The organism is Aureibaculum marinum, assembly GCF_003813905.1.
Classification (GTDB): domain Bacteria; phylum Bacteroidota; class Bacteroidia; order Flavobacteriales; family Flavobacteriaceae; genus Aureibaculum; species Aureibaculum marinum.
The window spans coordinates 1-17928 of record NZ_RPFJ01000012.1 but is presented as its reverse complement, the minus strand read 5'-3'; the positions used below and the strand labels follow the sequence as shown (position 1 = coordinate 17928).

14 protein-coding genes are annotated in these 17928 nt (G+C 29.9%); 8 read left to right on the top strand and 6 right to left on the bottom strand.

Annotated features, from left to right (window positions below):
- The first annotated feature begins 96 nt into the window (after positions 1–96).
- The 5 genes from EGM88_RS10445 to EGM88_RS10425 are packed head-to-tail and all read left to right on the top strand — an operon-like array spanning position 97 to position 5708.
- The gene (locus EGM88_RS10445) at positions 97–855 is read left to right on the top strand and encodes a hypothetical protein (protein ID WP_123898236.1); all 759 of its coding nucleotides are present in this window, start codon (positions 97–99) and stop codon (positions 853–855) included.
- Positions 856–1266, top strand: a complete 411-nt coding sequence (gene tsaE, locus EGM88_RS10440; protein ID WP_123898235.1) for a tRNA (adenosine(37)-N6)-threonylcarbamoyltransferase complex ATPase subunit type 1 TsaE — start codon at positions 856–858, stop codon at positions 1264–1266.
- A gap of 16 nt (positions 1267–1282) precedes the next feature.
- Positions 1283–2482, top strand: coding sequence for an alanine dehydrogenase (locus tag EGM88_RS10435; RefSeq protein ID WP_123898234.1), 1200 nt, complete (start codon positions 1283–1285; stop codon positions 2480–2482).
- 14 nt (positions 2483–2496) lie between these two features.
- Positions 2497–2871 (top strand): DUF4258 domain-containing protein, encoded by a 375-nt coding sequence (locus tag EGM88_RS10430; protein ID WP_123898233.1) that lies wholly within the window; start codon positions 2497–2499, stop codon positions 2869–2871.
- 23 nt (positions 2872–2894) lie between these two features.
- A complete protein-coding gene (locus EGM88_RS10425; RefSeq protein ID WP_123898232.1) occupies positions 2895–5708 on the top strand; it encodes a TonB-dependent receptor in 2814 nt (937 codons plus the stop codon).
- A 17-nt stretch (positions 5709–5725) separates the two neighbouring features.
- On the opposite strand, the gene EGM88_RS10420 is transcribed toward EGM88_RS10425, so the two are convergent.
- Positions 5726–7000, bottom strand: a complete 1275-nt coding sequence (locus EGM88_RS10420; RefSeq protein WP_238988423.1) for a serine hydrolase domain-containing protein — start codon at positions 6998–7000, stop codon at positions 5726–5728.
- Between the two features lie 141 nt (positions 7001–7141).
- On the bottom strand, positions 7142–8338 hold the full coding sequence (gene sucC / locus EGM88_RS10415) for an ADP-forming succinate--CoA ligase subunit beta (RefSeq protein ID WP_123898230.1): 1197 nt from the start codon (positions 8336–8338) through the stop codon (positions 7142–7144).
- 390 nt (positions 8339–8728) lie between these two features.
- Here sucC and EGM88_RS10410 point away from each other — a divergent pair, with 390 nt between their 5' ends.
- The 3 genes from EGM88_RS10410 to EGM88_RS10400 all read left to right on the top strand — a co-directional run bounded on the left by EGM88_RS10410 (position 8729) and on the right by EGM88_RS10400 (position 11884).
- A complete protein-coding gene (locus tag EGM88_RS10410) occupies positions 8729–9418 on the top strand; it encodes an ABC transporter ATP-binding protein (RefSeq protein ID WP_123898229.1) in 690 nt (229 codons plus the stop codon).
- Between the two features lie 123 nt (positions 9419–9541).
- Complete coding sequence (locus tag EGM88_RS10405) at positions 9542–10657, top strand: putative type IX sorting system protein PorV2 (protein WP_123898228.1); 1116 nt, start codon at positions 9542–9544, stop codon at positions 10655–10657.
- Between the two features lie 48 nt (positions 10658–10705).
- Positions 10706–11884, top strand: coding sequence for a lipoprotein N-acyltransferase Lnb domain-containing protein (locus EGM88_RS10400; protein WP_123898227.1), 1179 nt, complete (start codon positions 10706–10708; stop codon positions 11882–11884).
- A gap of 8 nt (positions 11885–11892) precedes the next feature.
- On the opposite strand, the gene EGM88_RS10395 is transcribed toward EGM88_RS10400, so the two are convergent.
- The 4 genes from EGM88_RS10395 to EGM88_RS10380 all read right to left on the bottom strand — a co-directional run bounded on the left by EGM88_RS10395 (position 11893) and on the right by EGM88_RS10380 (position 17635).
- Positions 11893–13782 (bottom strand): nucleoside-diphosphate sugar epimerase/dehydratase, encoded by a 1890-nt coding sequence (locus EGM88_RS10395; protein ID WP_123898226.1) that lies wholly within the window; start codon positions 13780–13782, stop codon positions 11893–11895.
- Between the two features lie 118 nt (positions 13783–13900).
- Positions 13901–14890, bottom strand: a complete 990-nt coding sequence (locus EGM88_RS10390) for an MraY family glycosyltransferase (protein WP_123898225.1) — start codon at positions 14888–14890, stop codon at positions 13901–13903.
- Complete coding sequence (locus EGM88_RS10385) at positions 14868–16064, bottom strand: glycosyltransferase family 4 protein (RefSeq protein WP_123898224.1); 1197 nt, start codon at positions 16062–16064, stop codon at positions 14868–14870. Before EGM88_RS10385 ends, EGM88_RS10390 begins: the two co-directional genes overlap by 23 nt.
- On the bottom strand, positions 16064–17635 hold the full coding sequence (locus tag EGM88_RS10380; protein ID WP_123898223.1) for an alginate lyase family protein: 1572 nt from the start codon (positions 17633–17635) through the stop codon (positions 16064–16066). Before EGM88_RS10380 ends, EGM88_RS10385 begins: the two co-directional genes overlap by 1 nt.
- Positions 17636–17928 lie beyond the last annotated feature (293 nt).

The window sequence follows — 17928 nt, the reverse complement described above, 5'->3', positions numbered from 1 at the left end:
GTATGCAGTGGCATTAGGAAGTACATACACCTCAATCAAGATTCGATAACAAATTGATTATAATTTATATCTAGATAAATTATGAAGTTAAAAAGCATGAAAAAATATTACATTCTAACAATTATTATTTCTGTTCTCATTCTCACAAATTGCACAAGTTCTGATTCTGATATTAATGATAAAACTCCTAAAAAGTATTATAGATTAGTAAAGGAAACAGAATATAATTCAGATGGCACAATAGAGGATATCTTAACTTATTCCTATAATGAGAATGGATATTTAATTAAAGCAGTCGAACAAAGTGGGAATGATATTTTGGTTTCGAACTTAAATTATATTGATAACAAAATATCATCAATTGTCTATACTGGAAATCAACGTATAGACTTTATTTATGAAAATAATATAATTTCTTCATATACTTCAAATTTAGATGGAGACAACTTAGTTTACAAATTTACATATAATGATAACAATCAAATAATTAACAAGTTAGCTTTTAATGAAGGAAAACTTAGCAATGAAAGAAAATTTAAATACTATTCAAATGGAAATTTAGCTCAAGAAATATTTGAATATAATGATGGTTACACTTTTCAAGAAGATTTCGAATACGATAATAAAAAAAATCCGCATTATCTAAGTTACCCTTTAGGTTTAATAACAATTGAACCTATTTCAGAAAATAATGTAATAAAAAAAACTAGAGTTTCATCTTATCCAACTAATAATAAAAGTATTATTACGTTCGAATACGAATACAACGACAAAGGCTACCCGATAAAAATGATTGAATATGTAGATGGAGATGTTGAGAATACCACCGAATATGAATATAAAGAAGTTGATTAGATGGAAAAACAATACACTTTGGAAAATTTACAAGAAATTGCTCATCAAATTATTAATAATGCATCAGCAAAAGTACTTTTGTTTTACGGGGAAATGGGCGTGGGTAAAACTACCTTAATTAAAGAAATAGTAAAACAATTAGATGTTGATGATGTAGTAAGTTCACCTACATTTTCTTTGGTAAATGAATATCAATCTAATCAAGGTGAACCTATTTATCATTTTGATTTTTATAGAATTAATGATGAAGAAGAAGCTCTAGATATGGGAGTAGATGAATATTTTGATAGTAATAATTGGTGTTTGATAGAATGGCCAGAGAATATTAAAAATTTATTACCTTTAAATGCTGTTAAAATTTCTATAACTAGAAATGAGAATGGCGAAAGAAACTTAATACTTAACTACTAATTTTAGAACTCAAAAAATGGGTAAACAATTTTCGCCATTTAGTAAGGAACAATTATTGCCAAAACCTGAAATGCTTGAAATTAAAAAGCAAAAAGGCGAATTATTTATAGGAATTCCTAAAGAAACACATTTACAAGAAAAACGAATCTGTTTGACACCTGATGCTGTTGCTGCATTAACTAGCCAAGGACATCGTATTATTATTGAATCTACCGCTGGTGAAGGTGCTAATTATTCAGATACAGAATATTCTGAGGCGGGTGCAAAAATTTCCTATGATGTTGAAGAAGTTTTTGGATGTAATCTTATTTTAAAAGTTGAACCTCCTTCGCTTAAAGAAATTGAATATATTAATCCACAAAGTGTAATATTTTCTGCATTACAATTAAAAACACAGCATAAAAAATATTTCGAAGCTTTAGCTAAAAAGCGAATTACAGCTATTGCTTTTGATTTTATTTCTGATGAGCATGGTATTTTTCCTGTTGTAAAATCATTAAGTGAAATTGCGGGAGTCTCTTCTATTTTAATTGCTGCAGAATTAATGAACAATAGTAGTGTTGGAAATGGATTGCTCCTAGGAAATATTGGTGGTGTTTCTCCGCCAGATGTTGTTATTTTAGGAGCAGGCACCGTTGGCGAATTTGCAGCAAGATCTGCTATTGGTTTAGGTGCTCAAGTAAAAGTTTTTGATAATTCTGTTACCAAGTTAAGACGGTTACAACATAATTTAGGTATTCCTATCTACACTTCTACTATTCAACCTAAAACCTTGCAAAAGGCATTAATGCGTTGCGATGTTGCTATTGGTGCTGTTAGAGGTAGAACACGAACTCCTATTTTAGTAACTGAAGAAATGGTTCAGACCATGAAAGATGGAGCTATAGTTGTAGATGTAAGTATTGATAGCGGTGGATGTTTTGAAACTTCTGAGGTCACCACTCATGATAATCCTACATTTATAAAATATGGTGTCATCCACTATGCTGTTCCCAATATTCCTTCTCGCTACTCCAGAACAGCATCTTTATCTATTAGTAATATTTTTACACCTTACCTTTTAGAAATTGGCGATGAAGGAGGAATTGAAAATGCTGCTCGTTTTGATAAAAGTCTGCAAAGAGGCATGTATTTTTATCATGGCATTTTAACTAATAAAGCTGTAGCAGATTGGTTTAGTTTGCCTTATAATGATATTAACTTACTTATTTTTTAATACCAACACCATAAATGGATATTAAACGTCGATTTGTATTTTTTGGATTCGGTTTTTCTATGGGCATTATTATATTACTTTTCTTTTTAAATGGAAAAAATGCTTCTTGTAATTACTTTCCTAATGCTAGAATGCTAGAAATTTTAAGAAGTAAACAAAGAGTTTATGATGCTGATGTTATACAATTAATGACTGAAAAAAACATTGATTCTAGCGAAGTAGCAAATCTATTACTTTATGGAGATATCGATTTTTCTAAAAGTAAAGTCCGCCAAGAACCTTGTCGTTATTATTGGATTGATGGATATATCAAAGAAAAAGAAACTACCATTTATGTAGAAAATTGCGATACCCTAGTAACCATACAAAAACTAACCCTTCACGAATAAAATTTTATAAAACAGTTTAAATAATGAGTGTTAACAAAGCATTACTATATGTAATCGTTATATTCTTTTACAATTTTAGTACTGCTCAACAACTTATTAATGGTGAAGTAAAAGATGTTGAAGGAAATGTATTAGAAGGTGTTAACATTACAATTCAGCCAATAAATTTTGGTACTACTACTGATGGCTATGGTAAATTTAAATTTCAAAATGTAACTAAAGGAACTTATAAAATTACGCTATCACACATCGGTTATAAAATGATAACACAAGAAATTGTGGTTTCTCAAAAAAAATTGTCCTTATCTTTTGTACTTGAAGATGATTTAATGAACTTACAAGATGTTGTTGTAACTGGAACTTTTGAACCTAGAATTCAATTAATGTCTAGTACTTCTGTAAGTGTACTTAAAACGAATATGCTTCAACAAGTATATCCACAAGGTACTGCAGATTTGCTTCAAAACATTCCTGGAACTTTTGTAGATGCCTCTGCTGGTGAAGTTTTTAATAAAGTGTATACACGTGGCATTTCTGCCTCTGCTGAAGATGATATGGGCTGGTATTATGTTTCTCTTCAAGAAGATGGTCTTCCTGTTACGCTATCGCAATATGCTTATTATAGTCCTGATCTTTTTCATCGAATCGATTTAATGACAGAAAAAGTTGAAGCTATAAAAGGTGGGAGTGCAGCAATTACAGCAATGAATGCTCCTGGCGGAATTTATAATTTTAGATCTAAAATTACTGAAAATGAACTAAATGGAGAAGTTCATTTAACAAATGGCTTTCAAGGAAATAACAACTTTCTTCATAAAATTGATTTTGCTATTGGAAGCCCAATCGGTAAAAACTGGTTTATAAATGCAGGAGGACATTATCGAATTGATGATGGTTCTAGAGATACAGATTTTACATTTAGTAAAGGTGGTCAATTTAAATTCAATGTTATTAAATATCACAATCAAGGACATTTAAAATTTTATGCTAAATACCTTAATGATTATACAAACAGATATACTGGGGTTGCGGCAGTAAATTGGGACAATCCAACGCCGGCCTTTGGACAAAGTTTTAGTTCTACCTCATTATTAATGCCTGGTTTTAATGCTTCCATTCCTGATCGTAGAAACTTAAACCAAAACAATTTCAACAGTTTTAATCCTAGTAAAGGTGTACATGCCAAAGATTTTACTTTGGGAGTTGCCATTTCTCAACATTTAGGTAATCATTGGTTACTTAGGAATAATTTTAAATTTTCTAAAAAAATTGCCAATTGGCAAACTTCAATAAGTAATGCTTTTGTTTCTTTAAACAATCCACTTGCTTATTTTATAAGTGGAGCCGATTTTCCCATTGGGCAAGTAGTTTTTAAAGATGCTAAATCAGGATTAGAACTTGCCCGAATTAACAATAGTGGAATTTTAGTTGGAGAATCCTTTCAATACTTGAGTGGCGATAGCTTGCCTAATGATGCTATTATGGGCACTTCTGCTTGGTATATAGATAATGAAGCTAATGAATTAATAAATCAGTTTATTTTAGAAAAAGACATAAACAATCATTCCATTACAACAGGTATGTCAATGGGTTTTTCTGATTCTTCATTATTTACTCAAGGCAGTTATGGCTATGCCACCTACGAGCCTAATCCAAGAATGCTTCAAGTAACATTAAAAAACCCTGATGCTCCAATAATAATGCTATCTGATACCCATGGAATTAGTAATTATGGAGGCCTTTTTTATACAAATGCAAATGCTAAAGTGAGTCAAATTGCTACGTTTATAAATGACCATTTTAAAATTACGGATAGATTAACTGTAGATTTAGGACTCCGATACGAAAGCATTCATCATAAAGGAAACAAAGATCGTTATGCTCCTTTTCAACAAGATGGAGGTCTGGATGGAAATACAAATACAGCTTATGACAATGGTATGTTAACTCCTACAGGAGAAAAAGATATGTTTAATTTTACTTATAATTATATTTCTTATTCTGCCGGAAGTACTTATAAATTAAATAATAGTTCCGCATTATTTGCACGATTTTCTCATGGAAATAAGGCTCCTGAATTGAATTATTATTTTAATAACTTTTCTAATGTTCCTATTCTAAAAAAGGGGGCCATTCAAAAAATAAAACAAGCCGAATTAGGTATAAAATACAGTGGAAATAACTTTTCATTCACAAGTACAGCTTTTTGGAGTCAGTTGAAAGATATAGGAATCGCTAATTTTGAATTTGAGCAAGAGTCCAATACTATTTTCTACACTCCTATTCAATTGAACACATCAACTACAGTTGGATTAGAATGGGAAAGTACATATACACCCATTCAACACTTTACGTTTCGTTTTAATGGTGTTGTACAAAACGCTAAAGCTACAAAATGGAGAATCTACGATGCTGGAGGTACAGCTATTACGGATGATGATCAGGTCATGGATTACTCTGGTAATACATTACCGTTTACCCCTAATTTAATGTTCAATTTAGGTAATGAATATCATAAAAATAAAATTTCAATATTTTTTAATTGGCATTATATGGGCAAACGTGATGCTAATGTAGCTAACGGATTTAAATTGCCGTCATACAGTACTTTTAGCTTAGGTACAAAGTATTTGATAAATAAACATTTGTCTGCCAACTTTATAGTAACAAACTTATTCAATTCTAAAGGTTTGGCAAATTTTTATGGAGCTAATAGTTTTGGAGCCAATGCAAATGGTGCTACACGTACATATATTGAAGCAAACCCCGATGATAGTTTTATCGTGTTTCCAGTATTACAACGTAAAGCTTTATTAAAATTAATTTACAACTTTTAAGCAAATTAATTTAAGAATTAATTATCTTCTAATTTTGCCTTATAAAATACTTGCTGAATGGCTGGTCTAACGTTTAAACGATAAATATTTCTATGATTTCTATTCGGATAAACTCTATTTGACAAAAAGATATAAACTAACTTTTCTTTAGGGTCAGCCCATACAAAAGTACCTGTAAAACCAGAGTGTCCAAAACTTTCTGTACTCACTTCTGGTGCAGGATAAGAGTTTTTTAAAGAAAGTGTATCGTTACCAATAGATGGTTTATCAAAACCAAGTCCACGTCTATTATCATTTTCTGGATATTGAATTTTTATAAATTCTTTTACTGTATCTTCTGAAAAGTAACGTTTACCATTGTAAATACCATAATTTTGATACATCTGCATTATTTTTGCCAAATCAGTTGCGGTCGCAAAAAGTCCTGCATTACCAGATATTCCTCCTAATAATGATGCATTTTCATCATGAACCCAACCTTGAGTCAAGTCTTTTCTAAAAATTGAATCGTATTCAGTAGGAACAATTTTATTTGCATAATTTTTGGTTTTAGGAGTAAAACCCATTGTTGTTGCACCTAAAGGTGTATAAAAATTATCCTGAAGATATTTTTCGTAAGGTTGACCTGTCATTTGACTAATAAGCTCTGGAAATATCAAAAATGATAATCCTGAATATTTGTATTTCTTAGTTGCTGAAACCTTTGATCGTTTTGCAATACGATACATTTTTTTATTAAACCTATTCTTTATATATATACCTTTATATACCTGTTTATTAAATCTTTTAGAAGGTTTATTTTTTATATAACGTTTTTTAATTTTTCCGTTTTTCTTAAAAACTTGATTTAAATAAACGATGTAAGGTTGTAATCCTGCTTGATGAGCTAAAATTTCACGTAAGGTTAAGTCTTTTTTATCTTTTACATGTCTCCATTGTTTCCAATAAGAACTAAAAGGTTTGTCTAAATCAATTTTTCCTTCATCTACTAATTTCATTAACGCAGGTAATGCTGAAGTAATTTTTGAAACGGATGCTAAATCATAAATATCATTCAATCCTACGGGTTGAATAGAATCATAAGTATGGAATCCATAAGCCTTATGAAAAATAATTTTACTGTCTTTTGCTACCAATACCTGAGCACCAGGAAAAGCCTCATTTTGAATTGCCAATGTCATTATTGAATCTACATTTTTATGGATATATAAAGAATCTAGACCCACATCAGAAGGGTTGGCATAAGTAAGTTTACTATCTTGTGCTTGAACTAAAAAAACCGATAAAAACATAAAAAAAACAATTGTTTTTAAATGATATATCGGTTTTAGAAAAGGTTTTGTCATCATAACGTGTGACCACGATTAATATAAATTTGTTAATCTCTTTTAGAAAAGAATAAAATTCAATTCTAAAAGAGATATATTAGATTATTATTTAGCTAAAACTTCCTGAACTTTATCAGCAGCTTCTTTAAACTCAGTAGCCGAAATAATTTCCATTCCGCTATTGTCTATAAGTTCTTTAGCTTCTTTGGCATTTGTTCCTTGTAAACGTACAATAATTGGAACATTAATAGCATCTCCCATATTAGTATAAGCATCAACAACACCTTGTGCTACTCTATCACAACGTACAATACCACCAAAAATATTTACTAAGATTGCTTTTACATTAGGGTCTTTTAAAATAATTCTAAATGCAGTTTCTACACGTTTTGCATCTGCTGTACCTCCCACATCTAAAAAGTTGGCTGGCTCTCCTCCTGCTTGTTTAATTAAATCCATAGTACCCATTGCCAATCCTGCTCCGTTAACCATACATCCAACGTTTCCATCAAGATCTACATAGTTTAAGCCTGCAGCTCTTGCTTCTACTTCAATAGCATTTTCTTCACGTAAATCACGCATTTCAGCATAATCTTTATGTCTGTATAAAGCATTATCATCTAAAGATACTTTAGCATCTACAGCTAAAATTTTGTCATCAGAAGTTTTTAACACAGGGTTTATTTCAAACAATGAAGAGTCAGATTTTACATAAGCAGTATATAATGAAGAAACGAATTTTACCATTTCTTTTAATGCTGCACCTGACAACCCTAAATTAAAAGCAATTTTACGAGCTTGAAAAGGTAATAAACCTACTGCAGGATCAATTTCTTCTGTAAAAATTAAGTGTGGAGTTTCTTCTGCAACAGTTTCAATATCCATACCTCCTTCAGTAGAGTACATAATCATGTTTCTACCACTTTCTCTATTTAGTAAAACAGACATGTAATATTCTTCTGGCTCACTATCTCCAGGATAATAAACATCTTCAGCAATCAATACTTGATTTACTTTTTTACCCTCAGCTGGAGTTTGAGGGGTTTTAAGCATCATTCCAATTATATCTTGAGATATTGACTCAACTTCAGCAAGGCTCTTGGCCAATTTTACACCACCGCCTTTACCTCTACCACCTGCATGTATTTGGGCTTTAATTACCCACCAACCAGTACCAGTTTCTGTTGCTAATTGTTTTGCAACATCTACAGCTTCTTTATGATTGTGAGCAACAATGCCTCTTTGGATTCTAACTCCAAAACTATTTAAAATTTCTTTTCCTTGATATTCGTGTAAGTTCATTTTATGTAATTTGTAAATAAGTACCACAAAAATAACAAACCATTTGGGAATAAACTTAACTTTTATAAAAAATTGCAAATTCACTATAAACACATACATTTTTAAGAACGTTATCTCTGTTCATTTTTTATTTAAGAACTGTTCATTTATGTATTACCAATAAAAAACACTTGACATTAAATATAAAAACCTATACTTTTATAAAATTAAACCGTGTTGTATTCCGTTGATTTTTAAACAACTCTACAATTAAAGTAATTTTTATATGCTCAATTCTAATTGCTAAAATAAAATAGGCTTTATGGTTATAATTCAATTCTCTCTATTCATAATTAATAACAATTAGAAATAAATAATATTTATGTAGTTTTACGCTTAGAATTTTTGACTATGATAATTGCAAAAAACATTCATAAATATTACGGAGAATTAGAAGTTCTTAAAGGTGTTGACCTTCATATAAAAGAAGGTGAAATAGTAGCAATTGTAGGTCCTTCTGGTGCTGGTAAAACCACATTATTACAGATTTTAGGCACCTTAGATAAGCCTACTTTAGTAGAAAATACTACAACTGAACTTTCTATAAATGGACAAGATGTATTAAATTTAAATGATAAAGGATTGTCTAAATTCAGAAATGAACATATTGGTTTTATTTTTCAATTCCACCAATTATTACCAGAATTTACAGCATTAGAAAATGTTTGTATTCCTGGATTTATAGCTAATAAACCTAAAAAACAAGTAGAAATAGAAGCTAAAAAAATATTGAACTTTTTGGGTTTAGCAGATCGGATTGAGCATAAGCCAAATGAACTTTCTGGTGGTGAGCAGCAACGTGTTGCTGTTGCCAGATCTCTAATTAACCATCCTAAAGTTATTTTTGCTGATGAGCCTAGTGGAAATTTAGATACTGCTTCTGCAAAAAATTTACATGAATTATTTTTTAGTTTACGTGATGAATTTAACCAAACTTTTGTCATTGTAACTCACAATACAGAATTGGCTGAAATGGCCGATCGTAAATTAGAAATGTTAGATGGTAAAATAGTAATTAAAAACAGTAATTCTTTGCAATAATGCCTAACGTATAATTAGCATTCTATTTATTAATAAAATTAGTAATGTAATTTTAATTTATAATGCTTGTTTAAAAGAATACGGCTACTTTCAAAACCTAACTATGAATCTGAAATTTTTAATTTGAAACAATTATTATTAATAGTACTATTTACCACAGCACAAATATCAAGTGGGCAAACAATTAGAAATTTTTCTAATGAGTTTTTAAATATTGGTGTTGACGCCGCTTCTTTTGGAATGGGAAAAGCAGTTACCGCTTTTAGTAATGATGTAAATTCTATTTATTGGAATCCAGCAGGGTTGGTAGGATTAAAAGATTACCAAGGTTCTTTAATGCATGCTGAATATTTTCAAGGTATTGCCAATTATGATTATGTTGGTTTTGCTAAACCTATTAATAATGAAAGTACAGTGGCAGTTGCAGTTATGCGATTTGGCGTTGATGACATTTTAAATACTACACAGCTTATTCAAGATGGACAAATAAATTATGATCGCGTAAGCCTATTTTCTGCTGCAGATTGGGCGGTGAATGTAGCCTATGCTAAAAAATTAATTTTAAAAGATTTAAATATTGGTGTCAATGCTAAAATTGTAAGAAGAAAAATTGGTGATTTTGCTTCGTCTATTGGTTTTGGATTGGATGCTGGACTTCAATTTAAACGCAATCAATGGGAGTTTGGACTAATGTTACGTGATATAACTACTACTTTTAATGCTTGGTCTTTTAATGATGATGAACTTGACAATATTATCGCTATTTATGACAATTTGAATGAAAGTATTTTAAACGATGACAATCCCGATAATGATGATGAAATTATACCTACAGTTACTCCAGATAAAATAGAACTCACAAAACCCAAAGCTCAATTAGGTATTGCTAGAAAATTTAATATTTCAAGAGACTTTAACCTCTTAACAGCTCTAGATTTGAATATGCGTTTTGCAAAAACTAATGATGTTATTTCTAGTTCAGTTGTAAGTATAAGTCCCGCTTTTGGATTTCAGGTAGATTATATTAATAGAGTATATGTAAGAGGTGGTATTAATAATTTTCAAAATCAGGTCGATTTTGAAAATAATAACTCATTAACTTTAGAACCTAATTTTGGAGTTGGTTTTAACTATAAAGGCATTTCAATTGATTATGCTTTAACTAATATTGGAGGAGCAAGCGGTACCCTGTTTTCTAATGTATTTTCATTAAAGGTAGACATCAGTTATTTTAGATGAAATTCGTAAAAAAGTATAACTTTTACAATCAATAAAAAAACAAATAACGTGAAAAAAAAATTCGTTTTAATTTTATTGCTATTATTTATAAGTAATGGGTTTTCTCAACAAATAACCTTGTCAAATCGTGCTGAAATTAGTGTAATTACTGTTGATCCGGGCACTGAGCAACTTTATGACACTTTTGGGCATAGTGCTTTTAGAGTTAAAGATGACATTCTGCGTATGGATTTGGCATACAATTACGGTATCTTTGATTTTAATACTCCCAATTTTTATACAAAATTTGCACAAGGAAAACTTTTATACGAATTGGCAGCATATCCTTTTTCTGCATTTTATAGAAGTTATGCTCAAGAAAATAGACGTATTAGAGAACAAGTATTAGATTTAACTCAAGAAGAAAAACAAGCTTTCTTTAATTTTCTTCAAAACAATGCTAAGCCTGAGAATAAATCTTATTTATATGATTTCTTTTATGATAATTGTGCTACAAAACTAAAAGAAGTTGCTGAAAATGTTTTAGAACAAAATGTTGAATTTAATACTTCTTTTATTGAAGGTAAAAATGAAACATTACGAAGTTTAATTCATCAATATTCAAAACAAAAACACCCTTGGGGTACTTTTGGTATTGACTTAGCTTTGGGTGCTATTATTGACAAAAAAGCTACTACAAAAGATTATCTATTTTTACCCGATAACATCTTTAATGCTTATGCAGAAAGTACTATCAATGGCAAGCCCATTGTAAAAAAAACAAATACTTTATTTACCCCAAAAGAGCAAAAAATACCTGTAGCTCTTTTTTCACCAACTATTATATTCTCATTATTCGCGTTGCTTTTTTTATGGATTACTTATCGTGATTATAAAAAACAAAAACGCAGCAAATGGGTTGATTTTATATTATTTTTATGTACGGGATTAATTGGTGTTGTTGTACTATTATTATGGTTTGCTACAGATCATACAGCAACAAAAGACAATTACAATGCATTATGGGCTTTTATGCCAAACCTAATTGTGGCTTTTATAGTAGTGAAAAACAATCTACCACTTTGGATTAAAAATTACTTGTTTTTAGTTCTAATTTTATTAATAGTAACCATAATTTTATGGATATTCAAAATTCAAGTGTTTGCTGTAGGAATAATTCCGTTGTTAATTGTATTAGGCGTGAGGTATTTGTTTTTATTAAAAACAATTGATTTGAAAACTGACTAAATTTTACATTAATTTCTTTTATCTAAAGTCTCATACTCAGAATTATTTGAAATATATTCAGAAACAATGTCTTTCATTTTAGAAACAATTTCAAATTTATCCATATTCTCTAAATTAGACAATTCAATAATCTTCTTCTTTACTACGTCATAATCTACAGGATCTACTTTAGCAATCATAATTTTATCATTGTACGTAGGTATAGTATTTTCTTCATTAGTTAGTAACTCTTCATATAGTTTTTCACCAGGACGTAATCCTATAATTTTAATATCAATATCTTCTGGATATCTTAATCCTGACAGATGAATCATTTTTTTAGCTAAATCAAATATTTTAACAGATTCCCCCATATCAAACACATAAATCTCACCTCCTTTGCCCATTACACCAGCTTCTAATACCAAACTACATGCTTCACTAATGGTCATAAAATATCTTGTAATTTCTTTATGGGTTACTTGAATAGGTCCACCTTCTGCAATTTGCTTTTTGAATAAAGGAATAACAGAGCCATTTGACCCTAATACATTTCCAAAACGTGTAGTTATAAATTTGGTTTTACCTTCATTGTTTAAACAGTTCGCATACACTTCAGCAACACGTTTTGTAGCCCCCATTACATTTGTAGGATTAACAGCTTTATCTGTAGAAACCATTACAAATTTATCTACATTATGTTTTAATGCTAAATCCATTACGGTACGTGTACCAAAAACATTAACCCGAACGGCTTCATAAGGATTGTCTTCCATTAAAGGCACATGTTTGTAGGCAGCCGCATGAAATACCATTTCGATATTGTATTTTTCGAAAATGGATTGCATTCTTTTTTGATTACTTATATCTGCAACTTCAACAGAAAAGTTTTTATATTTTTTTCTAGAAAAGCTTTGTTGAACATTATAAAGATCTGATTCTGCCTGATCTAATAAAACTAAATGCTTATAACTGTAACCTCCTATTTGATGAGCAATTTCACTACCAATAGAACCGGCAGCACCAGTAATTAAAATTACTTTATCATTTAACTCCTTTTGTAAAATTGGATTGTTAATTTTTATTGGAGTACGATTTAATAAATCTTCAATTTTAACTTCTGCCAATTGACCCACATTCAAATCACCATCTATCCATTGATCAACAGGAGGAACCACTTTTACTTTAGCTGGAAGAGGAACTAGTTTGTCAACAATTTCAAAAAGTTCAAAAGGCTTAATATTATGAATAGAAACAATAATCTCTTTAATATTATTCTCTTTTATAAACTCATTGGTAATTTTTTCTGAAGGATAAACTTTTATTCTGTTGTATTTTTTTCCCTTTTTCTTTTTGTCATCATCAATAAAACCAACAATATTGGCATTGTTATTTAAATCGTTGCTAATAGCTGCATAAGTTAACATGCCTGAATCACCAGCACCGTAAATTAAGGTATTTTTAGGTGGTTTATATTCTGTAATTATACGTTGAATAAGTTGTTTAAATATAAAACGACTTGCAATTAATACTATAACATTCAGTAAAAAATGAATAATAATTACTGATAACGGTGCTGCAAACCGATCTAACAACCCAAATTCTCTGTGCACCAATACAATAAATACCATTGCTATAAACAATATAAAAGCACCATAAAAAACATTTACAGCATCTTTTATTCCTGTATATCTAACGGTTCCTTTATGAGAACCTACAAGCAAAAAGCTAAGAATTGCAAGTACAGAAACCAAAGCCATTTGAGATAAAAACCCATAGCTTTGAAAACTTAAAACAAAATTAAATCGAATTAAATAGGCAAGAAAAAAAGTTTGTAATACAAAGGAAACATCTATTAATAATACTACCCATCTAGACACTCGGGCATTAGCACCTTTTAAAAAAAATGACTTTAACATTTTGAACTAATTAAATCAGTAGCGTGCATAGCAATATTAAAAATACAATTGCTTCAACACCACCAACCTGATAATACTTTTTCTTTTATGCAAAGGTCGTAAAACTTTATGAAAATTCTTAAATTTTACTTTCTATTCTTTTATAATATCTTATTGCATAAAAATAAACAACTGCAAGTAGGGCAATTACAGAAAATATTAGTGAAAATTGTATGGTCCAATTTTCCTTATAAAAGTAGTAAATTAAAATTACAATTAACAATTGGATAAAAGCATAAACCCCTGAAACCTTTAAATGACTCCATTTGCTAACATCAACAAGCTTTTGATAAAGATGATGTCTATGAGCTTCAGAAATTTTTTCCTTTCTAGACATTCTTAAAAATATAGTTAAACAGGCATCAATTCCATAAACTACAATTATTAGTATGAATATGGGGGCTTGTAATGTAATTATAAATTTGGCTCCTAAAAAAAACAGTAATGTTGCTAATGTCATACTGCCTATATCTCCGGCAAAACACTTCGCTTTCTTTCTAAAATTAAAATATCCAAAAACTACTAGAGAAAGTAATACATATATTATCAAATTACTATCCATCACATGCTCTATAGTATTTATCCATAAGAATCCAGATAATACAACGATAGAATATAAACCTGTCATTGCATTTAATCCATCCATAAAATTGTAAAGGTTAAAAAAACCAACAATTATAATAGGAATTAACAGTAACAACCAAATGGGACTTTCCAATAATCCGAGTTGCCAAATTAATAGAAAAGCTGTTGTAAAATGAGCAATCAATCTCACTTTAGGACTTAACATAATTAAATCGTCAATAAAACTTACCAAAGCAATAAGTGTAACCGCTAAGAAAAAAGGAGTGTATTTAAAATCAGAAAGTATATAAAACAATACAATAGCTAAGTAAAAAATAATTCCGCCTCCTCTAATTGTAGGTTCTACATGCGAACTTCTTTGATTTGGTTTATCAATAATATTAAAATGGTCTGCTACCTTTAAATAAATAAAAGCTAGTGCTATAAGCGAACAAAAAACCACTGTATAAACCATAATTTGACTACTTTCTATTATAAACTTCAACTATCCCATCTAACATTCTTTGAGCCAAAATGTTTTTATCAAAATTAGCTTTGGCATAGTTGTGAGCTCTTTGTCCCATTTCTGACACCAGTTTTTCATCATCTGCCAATAAAATTAATTTTCTTACAAGCTCATCTTCATCAGTAGCACTTACTGTAAATCCAGAGGCTGTATCTTCTAACATTTCTTTAATCCACCCAAAAGTGGATTGAATAACAGGAACTGAAGCCGCCATACTTTCAAAAAGTTTATTTGGCGATGACGTCGCTAACATCGGAGTATCATTTAAAGGAATTAATGAAACAAAAGCATTTTTCACAAAATTTACCAAATCCTTTTTAGGCATTAAATCTAAAAAATGAATGTTAGAAATGTCTTTAGATTTTTCTTGTAAAGCCTCTTTTAATTGACCATCACCAATCAATACAATATGTATATCAGGTCTACCTAAATCAATTAATCTTAGAGCTGCTCTATACAATAATTCTGAATTATTTACCATACCAATATTACCTGTATAAATGGCATATTTTTTATCCTTTAAATCAGGATGCGTAATTTCTTGCTTAGGTGAAGAAAACAAGTCTATATTTGCTGAATTGGTAACAGAAATAACATTAGTATCTGGAAATCTATCTAAAATATTTTGTTTCATTCCTGGAGATAATGCTACAACTAAGCTAGACCTTTTATAACACCATTTTTCAAAAGCATAGGATAACTTTTGAATCAACTTATTTTTTAAAACTCCTAATTCAATAGGACCTTCTGGCCATAAATCACGAACTTCAAAAACAAACTTTTTTCTTCTAAAAATATTAGCAATTAATCCTGGAACACCAACGGTTATAGGTCCTGAACTTGCAATTACAATATCACATTTTAAAGCAAAGGCATAATAAATGGAGAAAAAGCTATATATTAAAAATGTATAAATCCGCTTTAAAAAAGATTGTTTATTGTCAATTTTTACATTAATAATTTTTAATTTAATTCCATCAATAGTCTGATTTTCAATAAACTTCGTTGCTTTTAAATCAGATTTTGCATAGACACTAGTCACTACGATAACCTCATGCCCCTGCTCTACCCATTGTTTGGTAAACTCATATACACGTGTTCCGTAAGAGCCTTTTGGTGTAGTAAAATATTGATAAAAATAAACGATTCGCATTATGCAATTACTTTAATTTCAGTTCTTAATTTTTCAGTAAACAAAACAACAACTTTTTTTGCAATAATGGTAGTATTATATCCTTTTGCAAAATAATACTCTTGTATCTCTAGCTTTTGATGTTCAAAAAACTGAATTTCAACAGCATCAACTAATAATTTTTTATTGTCTATTACTTCTATTTCGCAATTGGGAGCAAAATGAAAATGAGCTTTTAATTCATTACCTCCTGCCACTTCATCTTCTATTATAAAAGTGTTATTCTCTAGACTAAATAACCTTTTGTGTTTACAATCTCTAAATCCGTTGTGAGCTGCTACTACTTTTGTTAATTCATCTTGTAAAATAGTTACTTCCGCTCTTTTAGCAACTCTAAAACCTGACCAAACTTGTGATGAGTTTTTATCATCAATGGTTACAGTATTATGTGAACTTGTAGCTCTTTCTCTTTTACGCGTATCATTAATTTCATACGTTGAAACGGCAGGATCTACTAGTACTGGTTTTCCATTTGCATAAAGAATAAAGTTAAACGTATCTGCATGGGCATGACCTGGTTGATAATCGATGGCTAACGGACCAACATCCACAAATGCCTCTAAATTCTCATCACTATACTTACGATATCCTGAAGATTTTAATCTTACTTTATTCCATATTAGTTGTAATTTATTTGCATACTCAAAAAGTTGTGTGGCATGAAGTGAAATGCCGTATGCACTGTCATTTACCATAGGAATATCTCCATTTGTAAAGACTATAGTTTGCAACCAAGACAACATTTTTACCGCTTTTTCTTGTAAAAAACGTTCAAGATTTGCATTTACTTTTCCTGAGTTTTGTTGTGCTAAACTGATACAATCTAACAAGCGATGTAATAAAATTTGATGGTACATTGGTGATAATTCAAAATGTGCTCCATCTTCAAAAAGTTGTTCTTCTAATTCTGAATACAAAAGTTTTTCTGCCTTATCCGCTAAAATTTTATCATTAAAATATATACCACCAAAAAATAAAGCAAATGCATTTTCTAATAAATGATTGCCTAATAAATGATATTCTAAATTATGAAGTAAAACTTGAAAATGATTGTATATTGTTTGATTTATATCCGAATCTAAAATTTGATTTTTCGATAAAAATTTAATCCAATTTATTACACGTAATGATATAGGATAAGGCTCTTTACCATCTTTTAATTGAACATCTTGTTTACTATAATTTTTAATTAGTTTTAGACCATTTTCTACTGAAAATGATTCTTGATTTAAAAAATCAAAATAATTTAGATTATAGGTCCAAAGTTTACCATAGGCATTATAATTCCAATCAATTTGAGATTTAAAATCATGCTCAATATTTAGAAATTTAAACCTATTATCTCCCAAATACGAGGTATTATATTCAATTGTATTTTCCCATACTAAGGGCTGAATTTCTTTATTTAAAATCTTAGAATATTCTTTTTTAAAAAACTTATTTCTAAGTGTATAATAGATTCGATAATAAACCTGTTTAAAACGTAGGTGTTTAACTGTATGATATATTAATTTGAGTTTGGAGAAGTTCACTTAGCAATTTCGATTTAGCTGCAAAATTAAGGAAAAGTTTGCAGTTTATAGTAGTTAGATGATAGTCTTGTATAAAATTAGTTAAAGGAATAAGGTATAAAAGAGGAGGCTGTTTTTTTACCACAAAGGGCACTAAGGTAGTCCACAACGAGCACAGGGAAATGTTTACTTTCATATTCCTAGTGAACTCCGTGCGAGCCGTTGTGTTCTTAGTGGTTAGGTTTTCACCACAAGGAGCACTAAGCTTTTCACAACGAGCATAGAGAAATATTATTACCATATTCCTAGTGAAC